This is a genomic window from Solwaraspora sp. WMMA2056 (assembly GCF_030345095.1).
GTDB lineage: Bacteria > Actinomycetota > Actinomycetes > Mycobacteriales > Micromonosporaceae > Micromonospora_E.
In genome coordinates this window covers 943886-964318 of the sequence record NZ_CP128360.1, presented here as the reverse complement: position 1 = coordinate 964318, position 20433 = coordinate 943886, and the positions used below count along the sequence as shown (strand labels likewise).

General features: G+C 70.0%; 25 protein-coding genes and 1 tRNA gene. 11 read left to right on the top strand and 15 right to left on the bottom strand.

Going from position 1 to position 20433, the window contains the following annotated elements:
• Nucleotides 1-95 precede the first annotated feature (95 nt).
• Nucleotides 96-671 (top strand): YceI family protein, encoded by a 576-nt coding sequence (locus O7608_RS04490; RefSeq protein ID WP_289208767.1) that lies wholly within the window; start codon nucleotides 96-98, stop codon nucleotides 669-671.
• 309 nt (nucleotides 672-980) lie between these two features.
• A complete protein-coding gene (locus tag O7608_RS04485; protein ID WP_289208766.1) occupies nucleotides 981-2462 on the top strand; it encodes a glutamate-cysteine ligase family protein in 1482 nt (493 codons plus the stop codon).
• Nucleotides 2463-2502: 40 nt separating this feature from the next.
• On the opposite strand, the gene O7608_RS04480 is transcribed toward O7608_RS04485, so the two are convergent.
• Complete coding sequence (locus O7608_RS04480) at nucleotides 2503-3684, bottom strand: hypothetical protein (protein WP_289208765.1); 1182 nt, start codon at nucleotides 3682-3684, stop codon at nucleotides 2503-2505.
• Between the two features lie 124 nt (nucleotides 3685-3808).
• Here O7608_RS04480 and O7608_RS04475 point away from each other — a divergent pair, with 124 nt between their 5' ends.
• Nucleotides 3809-4732, top strand: a complete 924-nt coding sequence (locus O7608_RS04475; protein WP_289208764.1) for a PASTA domain-containing protein — start codon at nucleotides 3809-3811, stop codon at nucleotides 4730-4732.
• A 39-nt stretch (nucleotides 4733-4771) separates the two neighbouring features.
• Here the strand turns inward: O7608_RS04475 and O7608_RS04470 are convergent, their stop codons facing one another.
• Nucleotides 4772-5056, bottom strand: a complete 285-nt coding sequence (locus O7608_RS04470) for a hypothetical protein (RefSeq protein WP_289210776.1) — start codon at nucleotides 5054-5056, stop codon at nucleotides 4772-4774.
• A gap of 442 nt (nucleotides 5057-5498) precedes the next feature.
• Here O7608_RS04470 and O7608_RS04465 point away from each other — a divergent pair, with 442 nt between their 5' ends.
• Nucleotides 5499-6374 carry a helix-turn-helix domain-containing protein gene (locus tag O7608_RS04465; RefSeq protein ID WP_289208763.1) on the top strand — a complete coding sequence of 292 codons (876 nt, stop codon included), beginning with the start codon at nucleotides 5499-5501 and terminating at the stop codon, nucleotides 6372-6374.
• Nucleotides 6350-6571 (top strand): DUF397 domain-containing protein, encoded by a 222-nt coding sequence (locus O7608_RS04460; protein ID WP_421361415.1) that lies wholly within the window; start codon nucleotides 6350-6352, stop codon nucleotides 6569-6571. The genes O7608_RS04465 and O7608_RS04460 overlap by 25 nt, the downstream gene beginning before the upstream one ends.
• Before the next feature lie 102 nt (nucleotides 6572-6673).
• On the opposite strand, the gene O7608_RS04455 is transcribed toward O7608_RS04460, so the two are convergent.
• The 9 genes from O7608_RS04455 to O7608_RS04415 all read right to left on the bottom strand — a co-directional run bounded on the left by O7608_RS04455 (nucleotide 6674) and on the right by O7608_RS04415 (nucleotide 13367).
• Entirely contained in the window at nucleotides 6674-7210 is a 537-nt protein-coding gene (locus O7608_RS04455; protein WP_289208761.1) for a hypothetical protein, read from the bottom strand.
• Between the two features lie 125 nt (nucleotides 7211-7335).
• Nucleotides 7336-8136, bottom strand: a complete 801-nt coding sequence (locus O7608_RS04450; RefSeq protein ID WP_289208760.1) for a 3-ketoacyl-ACP reductase — start codon at nucleotides 8134-8136, stop codon at nucleotides 7336-7338.
• Complete coding sequence (locus O7608_RS04445) at nucleotides 8133-9569, bottom strand: hypothetical protein (protein ID WP_289208759.1); 1437 nt, start codon at nucleotides 9567-9569, stop codon at nucleotides 8133-8135. Before O7608_RS04445 ends, O7608_RS04450 begins: the two co-directional genes overlap by 4 nt.
• Nucleotides 9570-9630: 61 nt before the next feature.
• Nucleotides 9631-10026, bottom strand: a complete 396-nt coding sequence (locus O7608_RS04440; protein WP_289208758.1) for a type II toxin-antitoxin system VapC family toxin — start codon at nucleotides 10024-10026, stop codon at nucleotides 9631-9633.
• The gene (locus O7608_RS04435; protein ID WP_289208757.1) at nucleotides 10023-10310 is read right to left on the bottom strand and encodes a FitA-like ribbon-helix-helix domain-containing protein; all 288 of its coding nucleotides are present in this window, start codon (nucleotides 10308-10310) and stop codon (nucleotides 10023-10025) included. Before O7608_RS04435 ends, O7608_RS04440 begins: the two co-directional genes overlap by 4 nt.
• Before the next feature lie 79 nt (nucleotides 10311-10389).
• On the bottom strand, nucleotides 10390-10830 hold the full coding sequence (locus O7608_RS04430) for a hypothetical protein (RefSeq protein ID WP_289208756.1): 441 nt from the start codon (nucleotides 10828-10830) through the stop codon (nucleotides 10390-10392).
• A gap of 8 nt (nucleotides 10831-10838) precedes the next feature.
• Nucleotides 10839-12614 (bottom strand): hypothetical protein, encoded by a 1776-nt coding sequence (locus tag O7608_RS04425; protein ID WP_289208755.1) that lies wholly within the window; start codon nucleotides 12612-12614, stop codon nucleotides 10839-10841.
• Complete coding sequence (locus tag O7608_RS04420) at nucleotides 12611-13021, bottom strand: DivIVA domain-containing protein (protein ID WP_502959173.1); 411 nt, start codon at nucleotides 13019-13021, stop codon at nucleotides 12611-12613. The genes O7608_RS04425 and O7608_RS04420 overlap by 4 nt, the downstream gene beginning before the upstream one ends.
• Nucleotides 13022-13109: 88 nt before the next feature.
• On the bottom strand, nucleotides 13110-13367 hold the full coding sequence (locus tag O7608_RS04415) for a hypothetical protein (RefSeq protein WP_281552410.1): 258 nt from the start codon (nucleotides 13365-13367) through the stop codon (nucleotides 13110-13112).
• Between the two features lie 404 nt (nucleotides 13368-13771).
• On the opposite strand from O7608_RS04415, the gene O7608_RS04410 reads away from it, so the two are divergent.
• Together O7608_RS04410 and O7608_RS04405 are read left to right on the top strand one after the other, a co-directional pair.
• Nucleotides 13772-13993: a winged helix-turn-helix domain-containing protein gene (locus O7608_RS04410; RefSeq protein WP_281552411.1), complete on the top strand. Its 222-nt coding sequence runs from the start codon at nucleotides 13772-13774 to the stop codon at nucleotides 13991-13993.
• A 317-nt stretch (nucleotides 13994-14310) separates the two neighbouring features.
• Nucleotides 14311-14544, top strand: coding sequence for a winged helix-turn-helix domain-containing protein (locus O7608_RS04405; protein WP_281552412.1), 234 nt, complete (start codon nucleotides 14311-14313; stop codon nucleotides 14542-14544).
• 143 nt (nucleotides 14545-14687) lie between these two features.
• Here O7608_RS04405 and O7608_RS04400 read toward each other — a convergent pair whose 3' ends face one another.
• Nucleotides 14688-15107 (bottom strand): VOC family protein, encoded by a 420-nt coding sequence (locus O7608_RS04400; RefSeq protein ID WP_281552413.1) that lies wholly within the window; start codon nucleotides 15105-15107, stop codon nucleotides 14688-14690.
• Between the two features lie 333 nt (nucleotides 15108-15440).
• Here O7608_RS04400 and O7608_RS04395 point away from each other — a divergent pair, with 333 nt between their 5' ends.
• From O7608_RS04395 to O7608_RS04385, 3 genes are read left to right on the top strand one after another with little or no spacing between them, the layout of a single operon-like run.
• The gene (locus O7608_RS04395; RefSeq protein WP_281552414.1) at nucleotides 15441-15698 is read left to right on the top strand and encodes a hypothetical protein; all 258 of its coding nucleotides are present in this window, start codon (nucleotides 15441-15443) and stop codon (nucleotides 15696-15698) included.
• Nucleotides 15698-16369, top strand: coding sequence for a hypothetical protein (locus tag O7608_RS04390; RefSeq protein WP_281552415.1), 672 nt, complete (start codon nucleotides 15698-15700; stop codon nucleotides 16367-16369). Before O7608_RS04395 ends, O7608_RS04390 begins: the two co-directional genes overlap by 1 nt.
• Entirely contained in the window at nucleotides 16353-16784 is a 432-nt protein-coding gene (locus O7608_RS04385; protein ID WP_281552416.1) for a hypothetical protein, read from the top strand. The genes O7608_RS04390 and O7608_RS04385 overlap by 17 nt, the downstream gene beginning before the upstream one ends.
• A gap of 481 nt (nucleotides 16785-17265) precedes the next feature.
• Here O7608_RS04385 and O7608_RS04380 read toward each other — a convergent pair whose 3' ends face one another.
• The 3 genes from O7608_RS04380 to O7608_RS04370 form a co-directional block, all read right to left on the bottom strand.
• Nucleotides 17266-18072, bottom strand: coding sequence for a WecB/TagA/CpsF family glycosyltransferase (locus tag O7608_RS04380; protein WP_289210775.1), 807 nt, complete (start codon nucleotides 18070-18072; stop codon nucleotides 17266-17268).
• The gene (locus tag O7608_RS04375) at nucleotides 18069-19142 is read right to left on the bottom strand and encodes an NAD-dependent epimerase/dehydratase family protein (RefSeq protein WP_282232951.1); all 1074 of its coding nucleotides are present in this window, start codon (nucleotides 19140-19142) and stop codon (nucleotides 18069-18071) included. The genes O7608_RS04380 and O7608_RS04375 overlap by 4 nt, the downstream gene beginning before the upstream one ends.
• A gap of 136 nt (nucleotides 19143-19278) precedes the next feature.
• A tRNA-Leu gene (locus tag O7608_RS04370) sits at nucleotides 19279-19364 on the bottom strand.
• A 247-nt stretch (nucleotides 19365-19611) separates the two neighbouring features.
• On the opposite strand from O7608_RS04370, the gene O7608_RS04365 reads away from it, so the two are divergent.
• Nucleotides 19612-20433, top strand: coding sequence for an FHA domain-containing protein (locus tag O7608_RS04365; protein ID WP_289208754.1), 822 nt, complete (start codon nucleotides 19612-19614; stop codon nucleotides 20431-20433).

The window sequence follows — 20433 nt, the reverse complement described above, 5'->3', positions numbered from 1 at the left end:
GTCATCCTAGCAGTGCTTGACACGGGGAATATTGCTTAGTCTAATATTGCTGCTGCACACGTCATCCCTCAACCGCTTGTCCCCGAGAGGCAGCCATGAGCACCGACCAGAACACCCGCGAGTGGAACGGCATCACCATCCCGACGGCCGGCACCTACGAGCTCGACCAGGCGCACAAGCGGGTCGGCTTCGTCGCCCGGCACATGATGGTCAGCAAGGTCCGGGGTGAGTTCGCCGAGGCCACGGCCACCATCACGGTCGCCGAGGACCCGCTGCAGTCCTCGGTCACCGCAGTGCTGCAGGCCGCCAGTATCACCACCGGACAGGCCGACCGTGACGCCCACCTGCGCAGCGGTGACTTCCTGGACACCGAGAAGTTCACCACGCTGGAGTTCCGCAGCACCGGGATCGCCTCGGTCGACGGCAACGAGTTCGTTCTCGCCGGTGAGCTGACGATCAAGGACGTCACCCGCCCGGTCGAGCTGGCCGTCGAGTTCGAGGGTGCCGGCCGTAGCCCGTTCGGCCAGGACATCTTCGGATTCACCGCGACCACCGAGATCGACCGCGAGGAGTTCGGCCTGACGTGGAACGTCGCGCTGGAGACCGGCGGCGTCCTGGTGGCCAAGAAGATCAAGATCGAGATCGAGGGTGAGGCCATCCGCCAGGCGTGAGCCCGGCTGCGGCAGCGGAGCCCTGCCTGAGCCCCGCACCTTACAGCGGCACCCCGGTCACCGTCGACGGTGACCGGGGTGCCGCTGTGTGTGATAAGCCCAGTAGAAGACGCCCGCCGGATGTGAAAAGGTGAAACCGAGCGCTTCGACCCGCTCACTTTGGGGCGATCACCGCCTGTCCCGGCTCGGGGGGCCGACGACAGTCGCGGTCGAGCAGGGGCTGCACCACCAACAGTCGTAGACGGCTTCGCCGCGCCGCTCGGCCATCGGGCCGGCGGGGCGGGGTGTCGACGCGCCGGGGAGGGCATTATGGGCAGGGATGTCGCATCACGCGCGCCGTTCACCCGGGAGGACCGCGTCCGGTACCGGCAGAAGGTCCGTCGGTGTCTCGACGTGTTCGCGTTGATGCTCGACGACTTCAAGTTCGACGCCGACCGCCCCACCACGGGCCTCGAGGTGGAACTGAACCTGATCGACCCGTACGCGGAGCCCGCCATGCGGAACGCGGAAATTCTCGCCAACCTCGCTGATCCGACATTTCAGACGGAGCTGGGCCAGTTCAACCTGGAGCTGAACGCCCGACCCCGGCTGATCGAGGGCGACGGCTTCGCCGACTACGAGGCAGACCTGCAGGCCAGCCTGGCCCGTGCCGGCGACCGGGCGGCCAAGGCCGACGCCGCGATCATCCTGATCGGCATCCTGCCCACCCTGACCCCGCAACACCTGGTGCTCAACAACCTCTCCACCAACGGGCGGTACCGGGTGCTCAACGAGCAGATCGTCGCCGCCCGTGGCGAGGACATCCGGCTGGACATCCGGGGCGTCGAGCGGTTGCAGGCGTACACCGACTCGATCGCCCCCGAGGCCGGCTGCACCAGCGTCCAGTTCCATCTGCAGGTCTCGCCCGACACGTTCGCCGCGTACTGGAACGCGTCCCAGGCCATCGCCGGGGTGCAGGTCGCCCTCGGCGCCAACGCGCCGTTCTTCTACAGCAAGCAGCTCTGGTCGGAGACCCGGATCGTGCTGTTCGAACAGGCCACCGACACCCGGCCCGACGAGCTGAAGGCCCAGGGCGTACGGCCCCGGGTCTGGTTCGGCGAACGGTGGATCACCTCGATCTTCGACCTGTTCGAGGAGAACGTCCGGTACTTCCCGCCGCTGTTGCCGATCTGCGCCGACGAGGACCCGGTCGAGGTCCTGCAGAACGGCGGCGTGCCGGAGCTGAGCGAACTACGGCTGCACAACGGCACCGTCTACCGGTGGAACCGACCGGTGTACGACATCATGAGCGGCCGCCCGCACCTGCGGGTCGAGAACCGGGTGCTGCCCGCCGGGCCGACCGTCGTCGACATGCTGGCCAACGCCGCCTTCTACTTCGGCCTGGCCCGCGAGCTGGCGGAGGCCGACCGCCCGGTCTGGACCCAGCTCACCTTCGCCGCCGCCGAGGAGAACTTCCACCAGGCGGCCCGCCGTGGTCTCGCCGCCCAACTACACTGGCCGCAGCTCGGCGAGATCGCGGTCACCGACCTGGTGCTGGAGGTCCTGCTGCCGAAGGCGTACGCCGGGCTGGACCGGTTCGGTGTCGCCCCGGCGCAGCGCGACCGGCTCCTCGGCATCATCGAGCAGCGGTGCCGTACTGGTCGCAACGGCGCGGTCTGGCAGACCGAGTCGGTCTGGCGTGCCGAGCGTGAGCACGGGCTGGCCCGGCCCGAGGCGCTGCACCACATGCTGCAGCGCTACGCCGAGTTGCAGCGCAGCAACGAGCCGGTGCACACCTGGCCGGTCGACTGATCCGCCGGCAGCGCCTACGTGTCCTGCCGGCGCGGGCTGCCTACGACGGGCTGCCGCCACCGGATGCGGACGGGCGCCCACGACCGGGTCCGGACACCGACGCCGTACCGCGCGCCGGCGCCTGACCGGTCGCACCGGCCGCGCTGCCCGTCGGGCTGCCGGTTGGGCTGCCCGCCGGCTGGGTCGGCACCGGCGCGGCCTGCCGGTCGTCGGCGTCGCCCGAGCCGTCGCCGGCGCCGGCGCTGCCCGTGCCGTCGCCGTCGGCCACGCTCGGCGGGTCGGCGTCGGTGCGGTCGGCCCGCTGCCGGGAGACCTCCAGCCGCTGGGCGATCGCGGTGACCAGCACCGAGCCCGCCAGCCCGGCGATCACCGCGTACGGCGCCAGCAGGTGCGCCGACAACTGCTCCGCGCGTGGCCCGACCAGCCGGGGTGCGGCCAGGAAGTACGCGGCGGCGATCAGCACCGGGCCGACGCATCCGGAGATCGCCGCGCCGATCCGGCGACGGGCGTCACGGGCGGCCGGCCAGGCCGACACCGCGCCGATGATGAACGCCGAGCCCAGCGACAACGCCGCACCCGGCCAGTAGATGTTGCGGAACCAGTACCGCTCGTCGTCGGCGGTGATCTGCCAGACCCCGAGCTGGGCGCTGGTCAGCCCGGTGCCGGCCAGCACCGAATCGACCACGGCCACCACGGCCAGCAGCCACAACCAGCCGACGGTCGCGATCACGTTGACCGCCGCCGCCCGGGAGGCGACCGCCCAGATCGCCATCAGCAGTCCGACGACCGCGCCGACCATCGCGTAACCGGCGGCGATCGTCTGCGGCGAGAAGGTGTCGGCCCGGGTCGCGCTGCGCGCCGGTACGGCGATCAGCGCCACGATCAACATGCCGCCGACCGCTGCGGCGGCGGCCAGCGCCAGTCGCCACAGGCTCGCGGTGAGCAGACTCTCCGGCTGCCAGCGTGCGTCCGGTGCCGATCCGTCCGTTGTCGCCGACGGGGCCAGCCGGTCGGCGGCCACGGCACCGATCACCACCGACGTCGCCACGATCCAGGTGGCCCAGGCGAGGCTGGCGACCCAGGCCGACTCCCCGCCGATGTCGACGGACGGTAACCAGGCGACTATGCCGAGGCCGTAGCCCAGGCCGAGCTGTGCGGCACCCGCGCCCGCAGCTACGCCGGTCGCCGTGGCGACCGATCTTCCCCAGCCTCGTACGGCCATGCCGGGCACTGTAGCGGTCAGCGCGGGCCGAGGCGACTCGTGGGCGTCGGCACGCTGTGCGGGCGGCGGCTGGCTATCTTGAGCCTTACCGAATGTCACACCGGGTGGTACGGAGAGGACGAGCATGGCCGACAGACCGAGAGATCCTGCCCAGGACGGCTCGGCAGGTCGCGACGTCGGGGACTACACGAGTCAACTGCCCCGCCCGGTCGACCCGTGGGCCACCCGGGCCGGCGACCCCGACGGCGACGGCGACGGCGACGCGGGCGGGCCGACCAGGGCGGACCAACCGGGCCCTGGGCCCGGCACGGCGTCGCCGGCCGGGCCCGGCACCGGGGCGGTGCCGCCCGGCCCGGGGACCGGTGCCATGCCGCCGGCCGGCGCGGGGACCGCAGCGATGCCACCGACCGGCGGCGACCGGGAACCGGCCTGGTCGGGTCGGGCCGGGGTGCCGGTGCGGCCGGCGGGCGGTGACGCCGCCGAGGGCTGGCCCGGTGCGGGCGGTGGCGGCACCGGCGGCGGCTGGGGCGAGCCGGAGCGCCCCGGTCAGGCTGGCCGGCCGTGGTGGTTGCCGATCCTGCTGGGCGTACTGGTACTGGTCGTGATCGCCCTGGTCGGCACCCTGATCTGGTGGGTGGCCAACCTGGACGACACGCAGGACCCGGGCGGTCCCGGCCCGACGACGGCACCGACCGCGTCCGCTCCGACGGAGCCGACGGGCCAGCCCGAGCCGACCGAAGCGGAGCCGACCGAGCCGGAGCCGGAGCAGAGCAGCGCGCCCACCGAGGTCGCCGTACCGAACCTGGTGGGGATGACCGAGGCGCAGGCGCGGCAACTGCTGGACGAGAGCGACCTTGGCTACCGGCTGACCTTCCGGGACTCGGACCAGCCGGCAGGCACGGTCATCGAGACGAATCCGCCGGCCGGCAGCGAGGTGCCGCCGGGCACCGAGATCGAGCTCGTGCTCGCCGCGTCCGACAGCGAGCCGTCACCGGAGCCGAGTCCGTCGGCGACCCCCACCGGGGAGTCCGACGACGAGGACGACTGAACGCGGCGCCGCGCGGGCTGGCGGGCCGGCCTGCTGAGGTCAGCTGGCCCGCGCGGACATCGCCTGGGCCGCCGGGCGGCGTTGCGCTGCCCGGCCCGGCAGGTCGGCCACCACCCGCAGCCGCCGCAGCCCGTCGATCTGCACGAAGATCGACCGCCGGTCCACCGCGTCGCCGGCGGCGTTGAGCTCGTAGCCGTCGAGCCAGATCCAGCCCTGGTACGTCGGCCAGTCGTGCACCCTGATCACCCGGAACAGCAGCGGTTCGGTGAACTGCACGCTGGCCGCACGGGTCACGTGGAGTACCTCTCCTGAGCGGGGCAGCAGCATCGCGACTCCTGTGGTGGATTGCCGTTGTCGAGGTCGCCACCCAGCGGCACGTACGTCGACACCGTCACCGACGGCGGACCCGGCGGGGTCGGTCGTCGGCGACCGGATGCGGACGTGGCGGCAGGTCGCGCCGACCCGGCACGGCGCAACCGGGAAGGAACGATCATGCATCAACGCTGAGTGACCTTAGGCCTACGGAAAGGGTGCACCACTGCCGCGATCAATGCAAGTTGCAAGTTGGGTCTGGCGTGGTGCGAGAGTCACTCGCTAGATTGCTGCTTGAAGTCCTACGTGTACCCACGGCAGACTGAACGGGATTCTTCCCGCGTCGGCGACCTCCCCCGCCCCGTACTACCGCTCGCGACGGTCCCATCGTCGCCCCTCAGCTGCGTGAGCGGGGTCCGCCGACTGCCCCTACACCCCTGACCGGAGGTGACCGGTGACCGAGCGCCGAAGCCCGACCGTCCGGCGCCGCCGTCTCGGCGCCGAACTGCGCCGGCGGCGGGACGCTGCGGGCGTCACGATCGATGCTGTCGCGGAGCGCCTGGAGTGCTCCTCGTCGAAAGTTTCCCGGATCGAGACCGGGCACACGACTGCGACGCCCCGCGACGTCCGCGACATGCTGGAGATCTACGGCGTGACCGGCACCGAGGCCGAGGAGTTGGTGCAGATCGCCCGGGAGGCCCGGCAGAAGGGCTGGTGGCATCCGTACTCGACGGTGCTGACCGGGGCCTACGTGGGCTTCGAGGCGGCGGCCAGGTCGGTGCGGGCGTACGAGCAACAGGTCGTCCCAGGGCTGCTGCAGACCGCGGACTACGCCCGCGCGATGATCTGCGCCGCCCGCCCCGACATCACCGCCGAAGAAGTCGACCACCGCGTCCATGTCCGACTGAAGCGTCAGTCGTTGTTGACTCAGGAAGATCAGATCGACGTATGGGCGGTGCTCGATGAGGCGGTGCTGAGTCGGCCGGTCGGTGGGGACGCGGTGATGCGGGCACAACTGCACCGCCTCGTCGAAGCGGCAGACCTGCCGAACGTCACGTTGCAGATCCTGCCCTTCGAGGTGGGCGCACACGCCGGCATGGACGGCACGTTCACGATCCTCGACTTCCCGGAGCCGAGCGACGCGGACGTGGTCTACGCGGAGAACGCCACCGGTGGGCTCTTCCTGGAGAAGACCGAGGAACTACGCAAATACATCTTCATCTTCGATCACATACGCGCGGCGGCTCTCGCCCCCGAGGAGTCCGTCGCCATGATCGCGAAACGTGCTAAGGAGCCATTGTGGACATCGAGGTTAAGGGGCTCCGGGTAGACCTCACCCGGGCGGTCTGGCAGAAGAGCTCACGCAGCGGACCGAACTGCGACAACTGCGTGGAGGTCGCCTTCGTCGACCAGGCGATCGCGATCCGCGACTCGAAGAACCCGACCGGGCCGGCGTTGATCTTCACCGCCGACGAGTGGGACGCGTTCCTCGGCGGAGCCCGCGACGGCGAGTTCGACCTGGACTGAGTCAACGGTTGGGCCACGATTGAGCCCCGGGGGCGTACCCCCGGGGCTCAATCGTTCCCCCCTGCCCCGACGGTGCCCCCGACGCGGCCGTGCCCCCGTGGCTCAACCGTGCCGAGCCAACGCCCGCTCGGCCAGCGCGCTGTGCCGCAGCGCATGCCGCACCCCGACCACGACCAGCAGGGCCACCGCTGCCGCCAGCACCAGCCCGTCGTCGACCAACCCCAGCCCCGGCCCGCCGCCGAAGTACCACGCCGCGACCGGCACCAGCGCCACCGCCGTCACCTGCACCGGCAACGCCACCAGCGGGTGCGCCGCGCGGGCCAGCAGCCCCGGTGGACTCGGCGCGGCGGGCGCGGTGACGAACGCCGCCGACCCGCCGTACAGCCGCCGCAGGCGCGGCAGGGTCACCACCGCGACCGCCGCCGCCGGTACGGCGACCAGCAGCACCTGCGCGCTGGCCGCCCCGCCCCCGATCAACCCGGCGACCCCGCCCAGGCCGGCCAGCACGAACGCGGTCAGCCAGCCGACCCGGCGCCGCAGCGCCGCCGGGCTGCCCACCGACGGCAGCGACTCGGCGATCACGGCGGCGGCGAGCCAGCCGCCGGCCAGAGCCAACCAGCCGACCAGAGCGATGTCCATGCCCCGAATCCTGCCGGCCGGTCGACGCCGGCACCTCCGGGCGTAGCCCTGGTCGACCCCCCATCGGTCACCCGTAGGGGTGCCGGCAGACTGGAGCGCCTGCCGGCTTCCCGCGTCCGGCCGGTTTACAGCGTCCGCAGGTGGAATCCACCGTCCACGTCGAGCACCTGGCCGGTGCTGAACGGCAGCAGGTCGGTGGCGACCGCCACCACCGCCCGGCCCACGTCGTCCGGTCGGCCCCAGCGGCGGATCGGCGTCAGACCCTGGTTGAAGATCAGATCGTCGTACTTCGCCTGGACCGGTCCGGTCATGTCGGTGGCCACGATGCCGGGCCGGATCTCATACACGTTGATCCCGTGCTCAGCCAGTCGGGCCGCGTACAGCTGGGCGGTCATCGCCAGACCGGCCTTGGCCACGCAGTAGTCACCCCGGTTGACGCTCGCGGTGTAGGCGCTGATCGACGAGACGATGACGATCTTCGGCGCGGTGACGGTGCCGGCCGCGACCATGTCGATCATCGCCCGACTGACCTGCTGGGTCAGAAAGTACGGACCCTTCAGATTGATGTCGATCAGCCGGTCGAAGGACTCCTCGGTCGCGTCGAGCAGGTCCGCCCGTACGTCCGGGGCCACGCCCGCGTTGTTGACCAGCAGATCGATCCGGCCGAAGGTCGCCACGGTCTGATCGACCAGCCGCTGCCGGTCCGCGCCGACCGACACGTCCGCGCCGACCAGCAGCACCCGGCGACCCAGCGCCTCGACCTGCTCGCCGACCTCGCGGGCGGCGTCGGCGTTGCGGGCGTAGTTGACCACGACGTCGTACCCGGCGGCCGCCAACGCCAGCACGATCCCGCGCCCGATGCCGCGCGAGCCGCCGGTGACGATGGCGACCTGGTCCGCGCTGCCGGCCTGGTCCGCGGCGGTCACCGTGCGCCCCCGACGGTGCCCGCGCTGTCGGCGATGCCCGCGCCGTCGGTGCCGGCCGGGCCGAAGAACGTGTAGTACGGCTCGTCGCGCGCCACCCGCTGCAGGTAGAGCGCCAGCTCACGGGCATGGTAGTCGCCCCACATGCTCGACTCGCCGTGCGGCACCCGACTGCCGGCCGGCACGTGGTCCCAGCCGTTCGGCCGGTGGTAGATCGAGTGCAGGATCAGTCCCTGGTGGCGGGTGTCGGTGCTCAGGTACGGCTCGTCGAGCAGGGTGCCGGCCACGGTCAGCCCGGCCTGCCAGTAGCGGCGACCGGCGTCGGGCTGCCCGGCGTCGGTCAGGTAGCGGCCGAGTCGCAGCAGACCCTGTGCACCGATGCAGGCGGCCGACGAATCGACCGGCTCATGATCGTTGTACGGGTCCGCCGGCCGGTCCAGGTAGTCGCCGAGAGCGGCCAGACCGGGTGCGCCGGTGTCCCAGTACGGGATGCCGTCGGTCGGGGTGTGCTCGAGGTAGAAGTCGCAGGTGGCGGTGGCGGCCCGCAGCATCATCGCGGTCACTTCGGCCCGCCCGCCGTACGGTTCGAGGTCGCTGTCCGGCAGCACGGCCAGGTATTCCAGCTGCTCCGGGAAGCCGAGCATCGCCCAGGCCAGGCCTCGGGTCCAGGTGGTGAACGGCGAGTAGCCCTGCTGGGTGCTCGGGCAGCGGAACCGGCCGTCGTTGACGTTGAAGATCGACTCGTGGGCGGTGCGGCCCCGGGTGTCGTAGCTGTCCCGCCCCTCGCCGTAGAAGACGTTGTACCGGGCCGTGTTGGTGGCATGCTCGATGAGCCGGCCGAGCAGCGAGATCCGCTCGTCCTGTTCACCCATGAGCGCGTGGCCGAGCAGGTGCGACACGGCCAGCGCCCGGCAGGAGCGGATCGTGTCGACGAACAGCGACTGCGGCCCGTTGAACGAGTAGATGTAGCCGGTGCTGTCGGCGGTGTCCCGCCAGCGGGCCGCCTGGACCGCCCCGGTCAGCTTCAACGCCAGCTCGTAGAAGTCGCGCTCGGCGCGGTCGTGCGGGAGCCGTCCTTCGGCCATCAGCCGCCACAGGTTGCCGTACGTGCTGACGTTGTTGAAGCCGTGGTCGTGCACGCCGATGTGGCTGACGTGGCTGGCCATCACGGCGACGGTCAACTCGCGGGCGGAGTCCAGGAACCGCTGTTCGCCGGTGGCGTCGAACTGCAGCAGCGCCGAGCCGTACTGGAAGCCCTGGGTCCATTCGGTCCAGCCACGCGCGGCGTACCGGCCGTCGACGGTGAAGACCGGCGACGCCGACCCGGGCGGGCAGGTCTTCTCGATCGAGTCGATCTTGTGGGCGGAGGCTTCCCAGAGGCGGTCGATCCTGGTTTGCAGGCTGGCCGGGGTCAGCGCGTCGTCGATCCGAATCATCGGATCAGCATAGGAAAGCGCTTGCCTGGGCGGAAGACCAGGCCGCCGAACCCGCGTCCCGCTACGCGACGAGTTCGACCCGGCAGTACGCGCTCGCCGCGCGGGCGAGTTTGCCGTCGGCGGTCACCAGCGTCAGGGCGCGGCGTTCCGCGAGGGCGACGTAGGGGGCGTCGTACGCGCTGATGTTCGCCTTGACCTGCCACATCCGGGTGAGCAGATCGTCGATCGGCACGGTGTCGACGCCGAGGCGGCTGATCCGGTCGACCGCCCGCGCCGCCATCTCGTTGGTGATCTTCCCGCCGAGGGCGAGCCCTCGCATGACGGAGAAGACCTCGACCTTCCAGTGCTCCGGTGCAGCCCACTCGGGATCGCGACCCAGGACGGCGCGGGCCTTGCGACCGCGGTCGTCGCTGTAGACGAGCACGCTCGCGAGGACCGAGGCGTCGACGACGATCACGCGACGTCCCGCCCGGATGGCGCGGAGTCCGGGAAATCCCGTTCAGCGCGGGAACGGGCGAGCAGGTCGGAGGCGTCGGCCGAGGTCGGTCCGGCTCCGCTGCTGCCGCCGTCGAGTTCGTCGCTGAGCTCGGCGAGGAGCTGCCGGTTGCGGCAGAAGTCAGCCTGCCGGTTGAGGACGGCCAGCAGGTACGCCTGCAGCGACTGGCCGCGTTCGCGGGCCTGCTGGGCTAGGAGGTCCCGCACCTCCTCCGGCACGTCGCGGATGGTGAGCACCACAGTCATGACTTCATTTTGAATGCGTTATGACTGCAGAGTCAAGTCTGCTTCGGCTGCGGCAGCAGGATCTGCTCACCCCGGCCGGTCACGCCGCCTCCGACATCGGCTTGTCGATCACCGGGCCGTCACCGTCGAACGGACCCTGCAGGTCCCGGGCGAGGCTCGGGTCGGCCCACGCCTCGGCCGTGGACCGCCACGAGGCGAGGTTGCGGGCGAACGGCGTCAACAGCCCGGTGTCGGCACCGGCGACCAGATCGGCGAGCAGTTCCCGTACGCATGACACGCGCTCCTCCGGCGGGAGCCAGGTCAGCCACGGCAGCTCCTCGGCGAGACCGCGCTGCCGGCGGGCCAGCAGCGCCAACGACCGGGCCGCGATCCGCAGCCCGGCCGCCACCGCGTCGAACCGCTCGGCCCGCATCAGCACGAGGTTCTCCTCGTCACGGCGCTCCAGGATCACGTCGGCATCCGCCAACGACGGCAGGACCTGCGACGGACCTCGCAGGAACCCGGCCCGCCGAACCGCCAATGGTGGGATCAGCAGCTCGTGGTGTGGGTCCCGTCGGGTTGGATGCGGATGGTGACAGGTTCGCCGGGGTGGTCGGCGGCGAGGCTGCGTACCTCGGTGACGTAGCTGGTGGTGTCGGGCGCTGGGCCGGTGGTGGCAGGCTGTTGTGGGGCGGGGATGGGTTGTTGGGGGTCGGTGGGGATGGTGGCGCGGAGTGCGCCGTAGAGGTAGCGATTGCACAGGGCGACGGCTTCGGGGAGGGCGGCGCTGGTGGGGACCGGGTCGACGGTCATGGGTGTGGCAGGGTCGGCGACCTGGACCGACCAGGTGTGACCCTGCATCAGCTCCGGCCGGCCGACGCTGTCGCGGTGGTCGACGGCGGTGACGTCCAGGGCGAGGCCGAGCCCAGTGACGAGTCGGGCCAACTGGTCGAGCGTGGGGCCGGGCCAGTCGGTGGCGCGGGCGATGATGCGGGCGCCGTCGTGGGCGGCGGCGGCTTCGGCAAGGTACGCGGCGACCGGGTCCCCGCCGGTGTGGGGGATCTGGCTGATGCCGTTGCGCAGGTGCTGGTCGATGACGTGTTCGCCGTCGATGTCGGTCAGGTCGGTCGGCTGTACGCCGAACTCGGCGGCGAGTGGGCCGATCCGGTAGTGCTCGGGGAGCTGCCACACGCTGGTGCCGGACGCCTGGTCGGTGTGGGCGAGGGCGGGTGGGGTGCCGTCGTCGGGTCGCCAGTTGCGGTGCACGGTCCGGCCGCGCAGGTCGGTGACGGTGACGACGGCGCCGTGGCGGACCCGGCGGGTGCCGTAGCAGTCGGTGCAGTAGGGCGGATCTGCCGCGTCGGTGCATCGTCGGCACGGGTGGGTGGGGATCGGCTCGCCCCAGTATCTCGGCGCTGGTGGCTCCCAGCCGCGCCGGAACCTGCCGCCGACCCCGCCCGGCTCGGTGTCGTCGGGTCGCAGGCTGGTGTGCCACCAGTGCCGGTTCCGCCAGATCGCCTGCGCGCCGCCGTGCTGCTCGGCGTCGGCGATCATGCGTCGTTCGAGTTGGTCGAGGTCGTGGCCGCCGGGGTGACCGTCGAGCCCGACCGGCACCGGGTGCGGGGTGAGGGCAGCCTCGGTGAGGTAGTGGGCGGGCAGGTTCCAGTCGGCCACGGCCAGCCCGGACGCGGCCCGATCCGGGCTGATTGCGGCGATCGCCGCCGGCAGGTCGGCTACCCGGCGGTGCGGGTAGTCGGGCACTTTCCCGCCGGCGAGTTCGTACCGGATGTCCCAGCTCAGCCCACTCGGAGTCGACGCTGGTCGGGCTTCGAGGACCAGGTCGACGTGAAGTTGGTTGGCGAGCGCGCACAGCCGGCCGAGCAGCCGGGCAGGGTCGCCCGGTGGCGGTGGTTCGGCGCTGCGGCCGATCAGGACCAGCCACGGCGCGGTGATCCGGTTGGCGAGCGCCGACGCCTCCCACCGGTGGCGGTCCCGCTCCGGGGTGCCGGGCTGCCACTGGATCGGCAGGGTAAGCCCGGACGACGGGAGCCGGCCGGGTTCGTCGGGGAAGTCCGGGTCGCGCAGCGTCGCGGCGGCCACCCCGGCACGCTGGGCGAGGTCGGTGACGATCGGGGCGTACGGCAGCCACCAGGTGCCGTTTGGTGTCGGCAGCGGCGTGAACGAGCCGGGGACGAGGCTGGTCGAGGCCACCGCCCCGGTGTCGAGGTTGGCGACGGTGACCACGAGTTGCGCCCGCCGCCGTTCGGACCCGAACCCGACGACACGGACGACCGGGCCGGCGGGCACTCCGTTGACCCCGGTCACCCGGCCACCCCCGTCCCTGCCTGAAACTGTTGGAACTGCTGTGACTGCCACTCCCGCAACGCCTGCTTGATCCGCACGTTTTCGTCGCGGGTGGAGTGCAGTTCGGCGCGCAGGGCGGTCAGCTCGTCGGCGACCAGGTGCAGGAACGTGCGTACCTCGGTGGGGTCGCAGCCGCGCCGGGTCCGGCCGGTGAACCGGCGCTCGCGGACCAGGCCGGGACTGATCGACGGCCGCACCGGCCTGCCGTACAGGTGGCCGACGGTGTTCGGGGCCCGCCGCACCGGCCGGCGCTCGCCGGCGGCAGAGTCGGTCGGCCGCTGGTTGTGACGGGCGATTTCGGCGAGCAACCGCCGGTTGCGACGGCTCCGCACCGGCGGTCGACGGAACAGGTCAAAGAACCTACGCACAGCAGGAACCACCTTCCAAGAGTCGGGAACCTTCAGGGGTACGGGTCGAGACGGCGCGGCTTACGTCGCAGTTGTGCCGCCGCCCTGGTCAGCGGTGTCGGGGTGGGGTGCGAGCCCAGCGGAGACCGTCGCGCTGGACGAAGATCTCCCGCCGTTCGCGGGCTTCACCGTCCGGTGCCAACACGTACCCGGCCAACCAGACCCAGCCCTCGTATGTCCAGCGCTTGTCCACTGTCGTCACCCGGAACCGGAAACCTCGCCCGGCCGCGAACTGCACACTCGCCCTGCCGTCGATGATCAACTCGTCGCCGGGCCGGGGGTCCGCCGGCGACCGGTCGGCCGGCACGCTACCGATCAGCCGCCGGCATCTTCACGCGGAGGAAGTCGAGGAGTCTGCGCATGGTAGGTCGCCTTTCAAGCACGCGGGTCGTGCATGGTCTTCGGGGTAGAGCGGGTGGAAGGGCGGCCCGACCCCGAACGGGGGTGCGGAGGTCGGGCCGCCCGCCCTGCGCGCGCAGCCTCAATCGGCGGTACGCACGCAGGGCCGCGTGGTGAGGGCCGTCAGGACGGCAGAGCTGGTGCCGCCCTGACGGGGTCGACCGCCGGGTTTGCCGAACCAAGGGGCTGACCGAGCACCAACCTACGTCAACAGCTGATGTAGGTAAACCCTCGGACCCCAGGTTTCTTGCATCACTTGCTGACGGAGGTTGTGCGTGATCGAATAGTGGTGCCGAACCAAGGGGATGTGCCATGCCCTCAGCACCAGCCGATTACCGACGGATCGCAGACGAACTGACCGCGAAGATCAAGAGCGGCGAACTACCGCCTGGCACCAAGCTGCCCAGTACCGCCCAGCTTGCCGACCAGTACGACGTCAGCCCAGCAACCGTGTACCGCGCCGTCTCACTCCTGCACGACCGAGACCTCGTCGTCGGACATTCCGGTCGCGGCGTGTACGTAGCGGAGAAGTAGCTGCCGTCCTACCTGCGGCTGGACGTGCACGTAGCCGGGCTGCTGGTGGTCGATTGGGTGTCACCACACGGACCCTGGGACGACCTGCTCTCGTTCATCTTTGACGGCGGCGAGCTGACCGATGAGCAGATTACCGGGCTCAAGATTTCGGATACTGAGCTGTCTACATTCGAGTCTTGTACGGCGGAGAAGGCGCAGCAGCGGCTCCGTCCCTATGTATGGCGGCGCGTTGCCGTGGCGCTTGACGTACTGAAGACTGGAAATGTGCGATATTTGCATGATGGGCACATGAGGTGAAGTTGCGAGGAGTACCTGAAATGCCCAGTCGACCTGCCGACTACCTACGTGTCGTCGATGACATCACCCAGCAGATCCGGTCCGGTGAGCTGTCGCCGGGCGACAAGCTGCCGACATACGCCCAGCTCTCCGACACGTACAAGGTCAGCGTCTCCACAGCCCAAGCCGCCCTGCGGCTGCTGCGCGACCGTGGCCTGGTCGAAGGCCACCAGGGCAAGGGCACGTACGTCGCCGAGCAAGCCATGGAGATGTAATCCTCGCTGCCGAGTTCGTGGCAAGGCTGCCACGCTCCCGGCGAATGCCCACAGCCTAGAGCGCCGCGTAGTGTATGCCGGCTACGCTCCGTAACAGCTGGGTTAGGTGCTCGCACCGGATTGCGGCAGATCCGTACGTTGGCCTACCCCGAGCCGACGAGGATGCAGAACGGATGTCCCTCCGGATCGGCGAGAACGTAGAGAGGCTCCTCTGAATTCTGGGTGCGGTCGTGAAGCAAGCTGGCTCCGAGCTGCTCGGCTCGTCGACGGTGTCGCTCCAACTCGTTGACGGTTGGTACGTGGAGATCCAGGTGCATCTGCTTCGGAACGTCGTGTGACGGCCAGGTTGGCCGCGCCAATATAGGCACCTGTTGAAAGGCAAGCTTGCGGTTGCCGTTGCCGTCGACCAGGACGAGCCAGTCTTCGTCATCGGTGGTTCCGTCAGCCGGAGGTTCGTCACCAGGACGGTATTGCAGTCCGAGGAACTCCCGGTAGAACTCAGCGAGGGCTCGGGCGTCGGTGGCGTCCAGGACGGTGTGCATGAGAACCGGATAGTCGGACACTGACGACGCCTCCTCATAGTGCTGGCCCTGTCATCACACCACGAAGTCGCCGAGCGAACATCCTGACATCGGCAGGTCCGGACGCGAAGGGAGCGGTCAGCCCAGCTGGACGCAGCCCTACTTGGACGCCTGCTTGCTGCCGTGCCTACCTCAGCAGGGCCGGTGCGTCGACAAGATGGCTGGGCCGGGTGGGCCGCAGCGACCCCAGCCCGGGTGACGGATATCCGTCGCGCAGGGTCGCCGGTCCGTAGCTGGTCGACTATGGTCGGGCGTACCTGACGAACGTGAGTCGCCTTCCGGTACGGCGGCTCCGCGACCGGGGAGGCCGGCTCGGTGAGCGTCGACGAGGTCAAGGCTCAGCTGGGCAGGGGCCTGGAGAGCGCCCGCAGCGGCATGAACACTTTGCAACAGGCTGCCGCTACAGCGGGCGAGGCCCTGGAGTTGGCGACTTACACCTGTCAGGGCAGCAACCATGAACTGGCTACCGACGCGCTGACCGAGGCCAGGTCCGCGCTCCGCGAGATCAAGTTGGCGATCGCCCGACTGGACGTCGGTGAGGAACTGGTCGACACGTACCGCACGGATTTGTGATGGCTGGGACGGTTGCCGAAGTCATCGCCCAGATCGCTCGGGCATCGACCGGCCTCAGCTCGGCCGCCGCGACGGCCCTGCGTGCCCAACAGGAAGTGACCGACGCGCACCAGTCCCTTTCCGCCGCGAGCGCAGGAGCGTCGGCGCGCGCTGTCACGAACGCCACCACCGAGTGGAAGACCGCCGCAGACAAGGCCGGAAAGGTCGCCCGCCTGCTCATTGAGGCCGCCGGGCACCTCAACGCCTACGCCAACCGTATCGCCCCCGGCTCGGCACCCACCGAACCCACGCTCGCCGGCCCGACCGGCGAAGAACTCCTGGCCGACACCACCCGCCGCTCCGAGTCCCGCCGAGGCGTCGGCAGCTTCTTGGACCGTCTGGCGCGTCGAACGGAGGATGTTCAGGACACGGCCAAGACAACCGCTGAGCTGGGCGACTCGGGTCTCAACATCCTGCGGGACCTGGCGACTCCCCCGCCAGGGTCGCAGTCAACCACGGGCACATCGGCCCCTACAGTGGCCTTCACGGACACGAGACCGAAGCTCGAAGCCGGCGACGCGGCGGGCCACCTCGTCGTGGCAGCTCTTATCGCTGGGTTGGCAGCCCGCCGGGCTGACCGATACATCCGACAAGGTTTAGCGAGGTTGCGTCAACGTGAGCGTTCCGACTGAACTCGGCGATCTGATCCGGGCAATGGCTCGACGGGACTGGGGAACGATCGACCGGTTGACTGAGGTTCTTGGCAGGACGAACTGGCACGGCGCGGTCCCGGTGATCGGCGCGGCGTTCGCGATCGCCGTCGACCGCCACTTTGGGCCGGAGCCTGACCTCAACAAGGTGTCTGCGTTCGTCGCACAGGTCCGTGACCAGTACCAACGGGGCAAGGATCTGCCTGCACTTCAGCTGGAAGGTCTCATCCGTGCGGCGCTGGGAGAGGCGGAACTTCTCGACGGGGTCGATGCCGAGGTCTCCTTCCCAGCGCAGATCGTGATCCTCGGTACGCTGCTACAAGACGAACAGTGGACCGAGGCCGAGCTGGAGGAGTTCATCCGCGAAGTCGAGCAGACCGCCGCCCAGTACATGTAGCCGGAGGCAGCAGCGAATCGTATCCCTACGCTGCGCTTGACGTGGGTCGCGTAGTGTTTCGAGCGGCGATCTGTGAGATGCGTTGGGGTGACAGTCCCAAAAGGGCACCCGCATCCCGGACGGTGTAACCGTCGCTCAGGAGAGCCCGTATAGCCGTGGCGGTCGCTTGTTCGGCCTTCTCGTCAGCGTCCCGAGCGGCCTGCCTGGCGTCCAGTGCTGCCGTGACTGTTCCGGGTAGCTCTGGACGTACCTCAATGTCTACTGTGGCCGGATCGATCTCAAGCAGCAGAGCGATCGCCTCGCGGGCCATGGTGGCGACCTGGTCGAGCCGGCGGGCCTGCGTGTGGACGCCTTTGAGTTCGGGCACACTGATGGCCCACCAGTTATCGACCCGCCCGCAGGACACGGAGTAGGTTGTCACTTCCACCAATCCTCCCCGAGTCGGTCGTGTCGGTCGTCTTGCTGGAGCCGGTGAGCGGGGTCAGACGGCGAAGGTGGCGGGGCGGTCAGTGGCCGCCGGCGGCGGCGTGGCCTGCCACATACCCAGCTTCTGCGCGCCCAGCCGGCTCAGGTACGCCGGGTTGAGGATCACGTACCGGCGCCACAGGCGTTTCGGCTCCAGCCCGAGCCGCCACAGCCACTCCAGGCCGTACCGCTGCATCCAGGATGGCGGCTTGCGCAGCAGGCCGGCGTGGTAGTCGAAGGCCGCGCCGACCGCCATCAGCGGCATGTCCAGCAACGGGCGCATGGCGTACGCGAAGACCTCCTGACGCGGGCAGCCGAGCCCGACCAGCACCAGCCGGGCACCCGAGTCCCGGATCCGGTCAGCGATTTCCACCTCTTCGCCAGGCTGGACGGCGCGGAACTTCGACGGCTCGACCCCGGCGAACTTCAACGCCGGGAACATCTGCTCCAGCTTCGGCACCAGCCGGTCCAGCGTCTCCTCGGTGGAGCCGTACAGGTAGACCGGCAGCCCTTCGTCGGCGCAGCGCTGCAGCACCCGCAGGGTGAGCGTCGGCCCGTACACCCGGTCTTTCAGCCCGACACCGTGCAGCAGGTTGAGTCCCCAGCGCACCGGTTGGCCGTCCGGGGTGACCAGGTCGAACGAGTTGAGCCGGGCGTTGTGCGCCGGGTCCAGGACCCCGGTCATCACCCCGTGTACGGCGAGTGCGGTCAACGCCAACGGCCGGCGCTCCCGGGCGGCGTCGATCACCCGCTCGGTGGCGGTCTCGTAGTCGACGGCGTCGACCAGCACCCCGAGCAGGTTGCGTTTGCCCTGGTCGATCATTTCCCGGGCACCCACTTGTCGACGTTGGCCTGGTAGATCTCCTGCAGGATCATCGGTACGTCGTAGACCTGCTTCCAGCCAGGGTAGTCCCGCTGGAAAGCGGCGTTCGAGCCGATCCACCACTGGTGGTCGCCGACCCGGTTCGCCTCCTGGTACTCGGTGATCATCTTTTCGCCGGTGATCTGCTCGGCCAGGGCGAACGCCTCCAGGTGCGAGCAGTTGGAGTGCCGGCCGCCGCCGAGGTTGTAGACCGCCGCCGGGCGCGGGTCGCGGAAGAACGCCTCGAACGCGGAGACCACGTCGTGGCTGTGGATCGCGTCGCGGACCATTTTGCCGCCGTACCCGAAGATCTTGTAGGTGCGTCGCTCCATGTTGCAGCGCATCAGGTAGCCGAGGAAGCCGTGCAGCTCGGTCGCCGAGTGCGCCGGGCCGGTCAGCGTGCCGCCCCGGAAGCAGGCGGTACGGATGCCGAAGTAGCGGCCGTACTCCTGCACCATGATGTCGGCGGCGACCTTCGACGCGCCGAAGACCGAGTGCAGGCAGGCGTCGATCGACATGTCCTCGGTGATCCCACCGGCGTACGGGTGGTCCGGGGCGATCTCCCACCGGGTCTCCTGCTCGATCAGCGGCAGGCTGTTCGGCCGGTCGCCGTACACCTTGTTGGTGGAGCAGTGGATCACCGGCGCCTCCGGGCAGTGTTCCCGGACGTTCTGCAGCACGTTGAGGGTGCCGCCGGCGTTGACGTCGAAGTCGGTGAACGGGTCACGGACCGCCCAGTCGTGCGACGGCTGCGCGGCGGTGTGGATCACCACGGCGATGTCCCGGCCGTACCGCCGGAACAGGCCCGCCAGGGCGTCGCGGTCGCGGATGTCGACCGCCTGATGGGTGTACGCCGCACCGAGGTCGCGCCGCAACGTCTCGACGTTCCAGGCGGTGGACGCCTCGGGGCCGAAGAACTCGCGGCGCATGTCGTTGTCGATGCCCACCACGTCCAGGCCAAGTCCGGCGAAGTGCCGGGCCGCCTCCGATCCGATCAGACCGCCGGAACCGGTAACCAACGCGACGCTCACACGACACTCCTGAGCTGGGGGGTGGAGTAAACGGTCAACAGGATATCCGGGCGATATGTGAAGAAGGCCCCGCCGTCGGGCGGAGCCTTCTTGATCGTTGCTAGCTGGTCCGGGCGGCATCAGCCGCCCGACCTGCTGGTGGGGAAGGGGGGAGTTGAACCCCCACGCCCTTTCGGGCACACGGACCTGAACCGTGCGCGTCTGCCATTCCGCCACTTCCCCGGATGCTGTCCGGGACAGTCGGTAGAAGACTAACCCGGCCGGTCCTTCCCGATCCCGGTGGGGGTGTCGGTCGGGGCCACCCGCTGGCAGGTGCTGGGACATACTACGCTGTCCCTGGTCGCCCCGAGCTTGATATCGCCCGCGACGCCTGGCGAAGAGTAGCACGGGGCGGGCCGGTCGTTCGGGACAGGCCGGGAGCAGTGGTCGATCGGCGTGCGGGTGGCACGGGCGACGGCCGGATACCATCATGTCCTCGGAACCCGAGGAGGAGCCGGTGAGCGTGCTGCAACGCTTCGAGAAGCGTCTGGAAGGCCTAGTCGAAGGGGCCTTCGCCAAGGTGTTCAAGGGTGTCGTGCACCCGGTGGAGATCCTCAACGCGATGCAGCGGGAGGCTGAGGCCCACAAGGCGATCCTTGCCGGTGGGCGCACGCTGGTGCCCAACCGCTACGTGATCGATCTCTCGCCGTACGACCACAGCCGGCTGGCTCCGTACGCGGCGGCCCTGGCCCAGGAGCTCGCCCAGTCGCAGGCCGAGTTCATCGGTGAGCAGGCCTGGACGGTCTACGGCGACGTGATCGTCGAGATCGAGCGCGGCGACGGGCTGGACACCGGGATGTTCCGGGTCACCGCCGAGGTCTTCACCGGCGGCGACGTCGCGCCGGTGCAGCAGCCGGGGTACGACATGCACGGCGGCGGTGGCGGTGCCGGCCACGGCGGCGGCTACTCCCCGTACGAGCAGCAGCAGCCCGGCGGGTACGGCCCGCCGCCGCAGGGTCATGGCGGTGGCCGCAACATCCGGCTGGTCTCCGGTGACGGCCGGACCTACCCGTTGCAGATGGGCTCGACCGTGATCGGCCGTGGCGACCAGGCCAACCTGCGCCTGCCGGACGTCGGGATCTCCCGCCGACACGCCCGGCTGGACTTCGACGGATCACAGGTCGTGCTGACCGATCTAGGGTCGACCAACGGAACCATGGTCAACGGGCAGCGGGTCTCCGCGGTGGCGCTGAACCCTGGTGACATGATCCAGCTCGGAACGACCACGCTCACGTTCCGAGTGGATGGCTAA

Bases quoted from the DNA above. Each gene is read 5' to 3' on its own strand.
- O7608_RS04490 (WP_289208767.1), top strand. From the start codon at position 96: ATGAGCACCGACCAGAACACCCGCGAGTGGAACGGCATCACCATCCCG.
- O7608_RS04485 (WP_289208766.1), top strand. From the start codon at position 981: ATGGGCAGGGATGTCGCATCACGCGCGCCGTTCACCCGGGAGGACCGC.
- O7608_RS04480 (WP_289208765.1), bottom strand. From the start codon at position 3,684: ATGGCCGTACGAGGCTGGGGAAGATCGGTCGCCACGGCGACCGGCGTA.
- O7608_RS04475 (WP_289208764.1), top strand. From the start codon at position 3,809: ATGGCCGACAGACCGAGAGATCCTGCCCAGGACGGCTCGGCAGGTCGC.
- O7608_RS04455 (WP_289208761.1), bottom strand. From the start codon at position 7,210: ATGGACATCGCTCTGGTCGGCTGGTTGGCTCTGGCCGGCGGCTGGCTC.
- O7608_RS04445 (WP_289208759.1), bottom strand. From the start codon at position 9,569: ATGATTCGGATCGACGACGCGCTGACCCCGGCCAGCCTGCAAACCAGG.
- O7608_RS04435 (WP_289208757.1), bottom strand. From the start codon at position 10,310: ATGACTGTGGTGCTCACCATCCGCGACGTGCCGGAGGAGGTGCGGGAC.
- O7608_RS04410 (WP_281552411.1), top strand. From the start codon at position 13,772: ATGCCCTCAGCACCAGCCGATTACCGACGGATCGCAGACGAACTGACC.
- O7608_RS04405 (WP_281552412.1), top strand. From the start codon at position 14,311: ATGCCCAGTCGACCTGCCGACTACCTACGTGTCGTCGATGACATCACC.
- O7608_RS04390 (WP_281552415.1), top strand. From the start codon at position 15,698: ATGGCTGGGACGGTTGCCGAAGTCATCGCCCAGATCGCTCGGGCATCG.
- O7608_RS04380 (WP_289210775.1), bottom strand. From the start codon at position 18,072: ATGATCGACCAGGGCAAACGCAACCTGCTCGGGGTGCTGGTCGACGCC.
- O7608_RS04365 (WP_289208754.1), top strand. From the start codon at position 19,612: ATGTCCTCGGAACCCGAGGAGGAGCCGGTGAGCGTGCTGCAACGCTTC.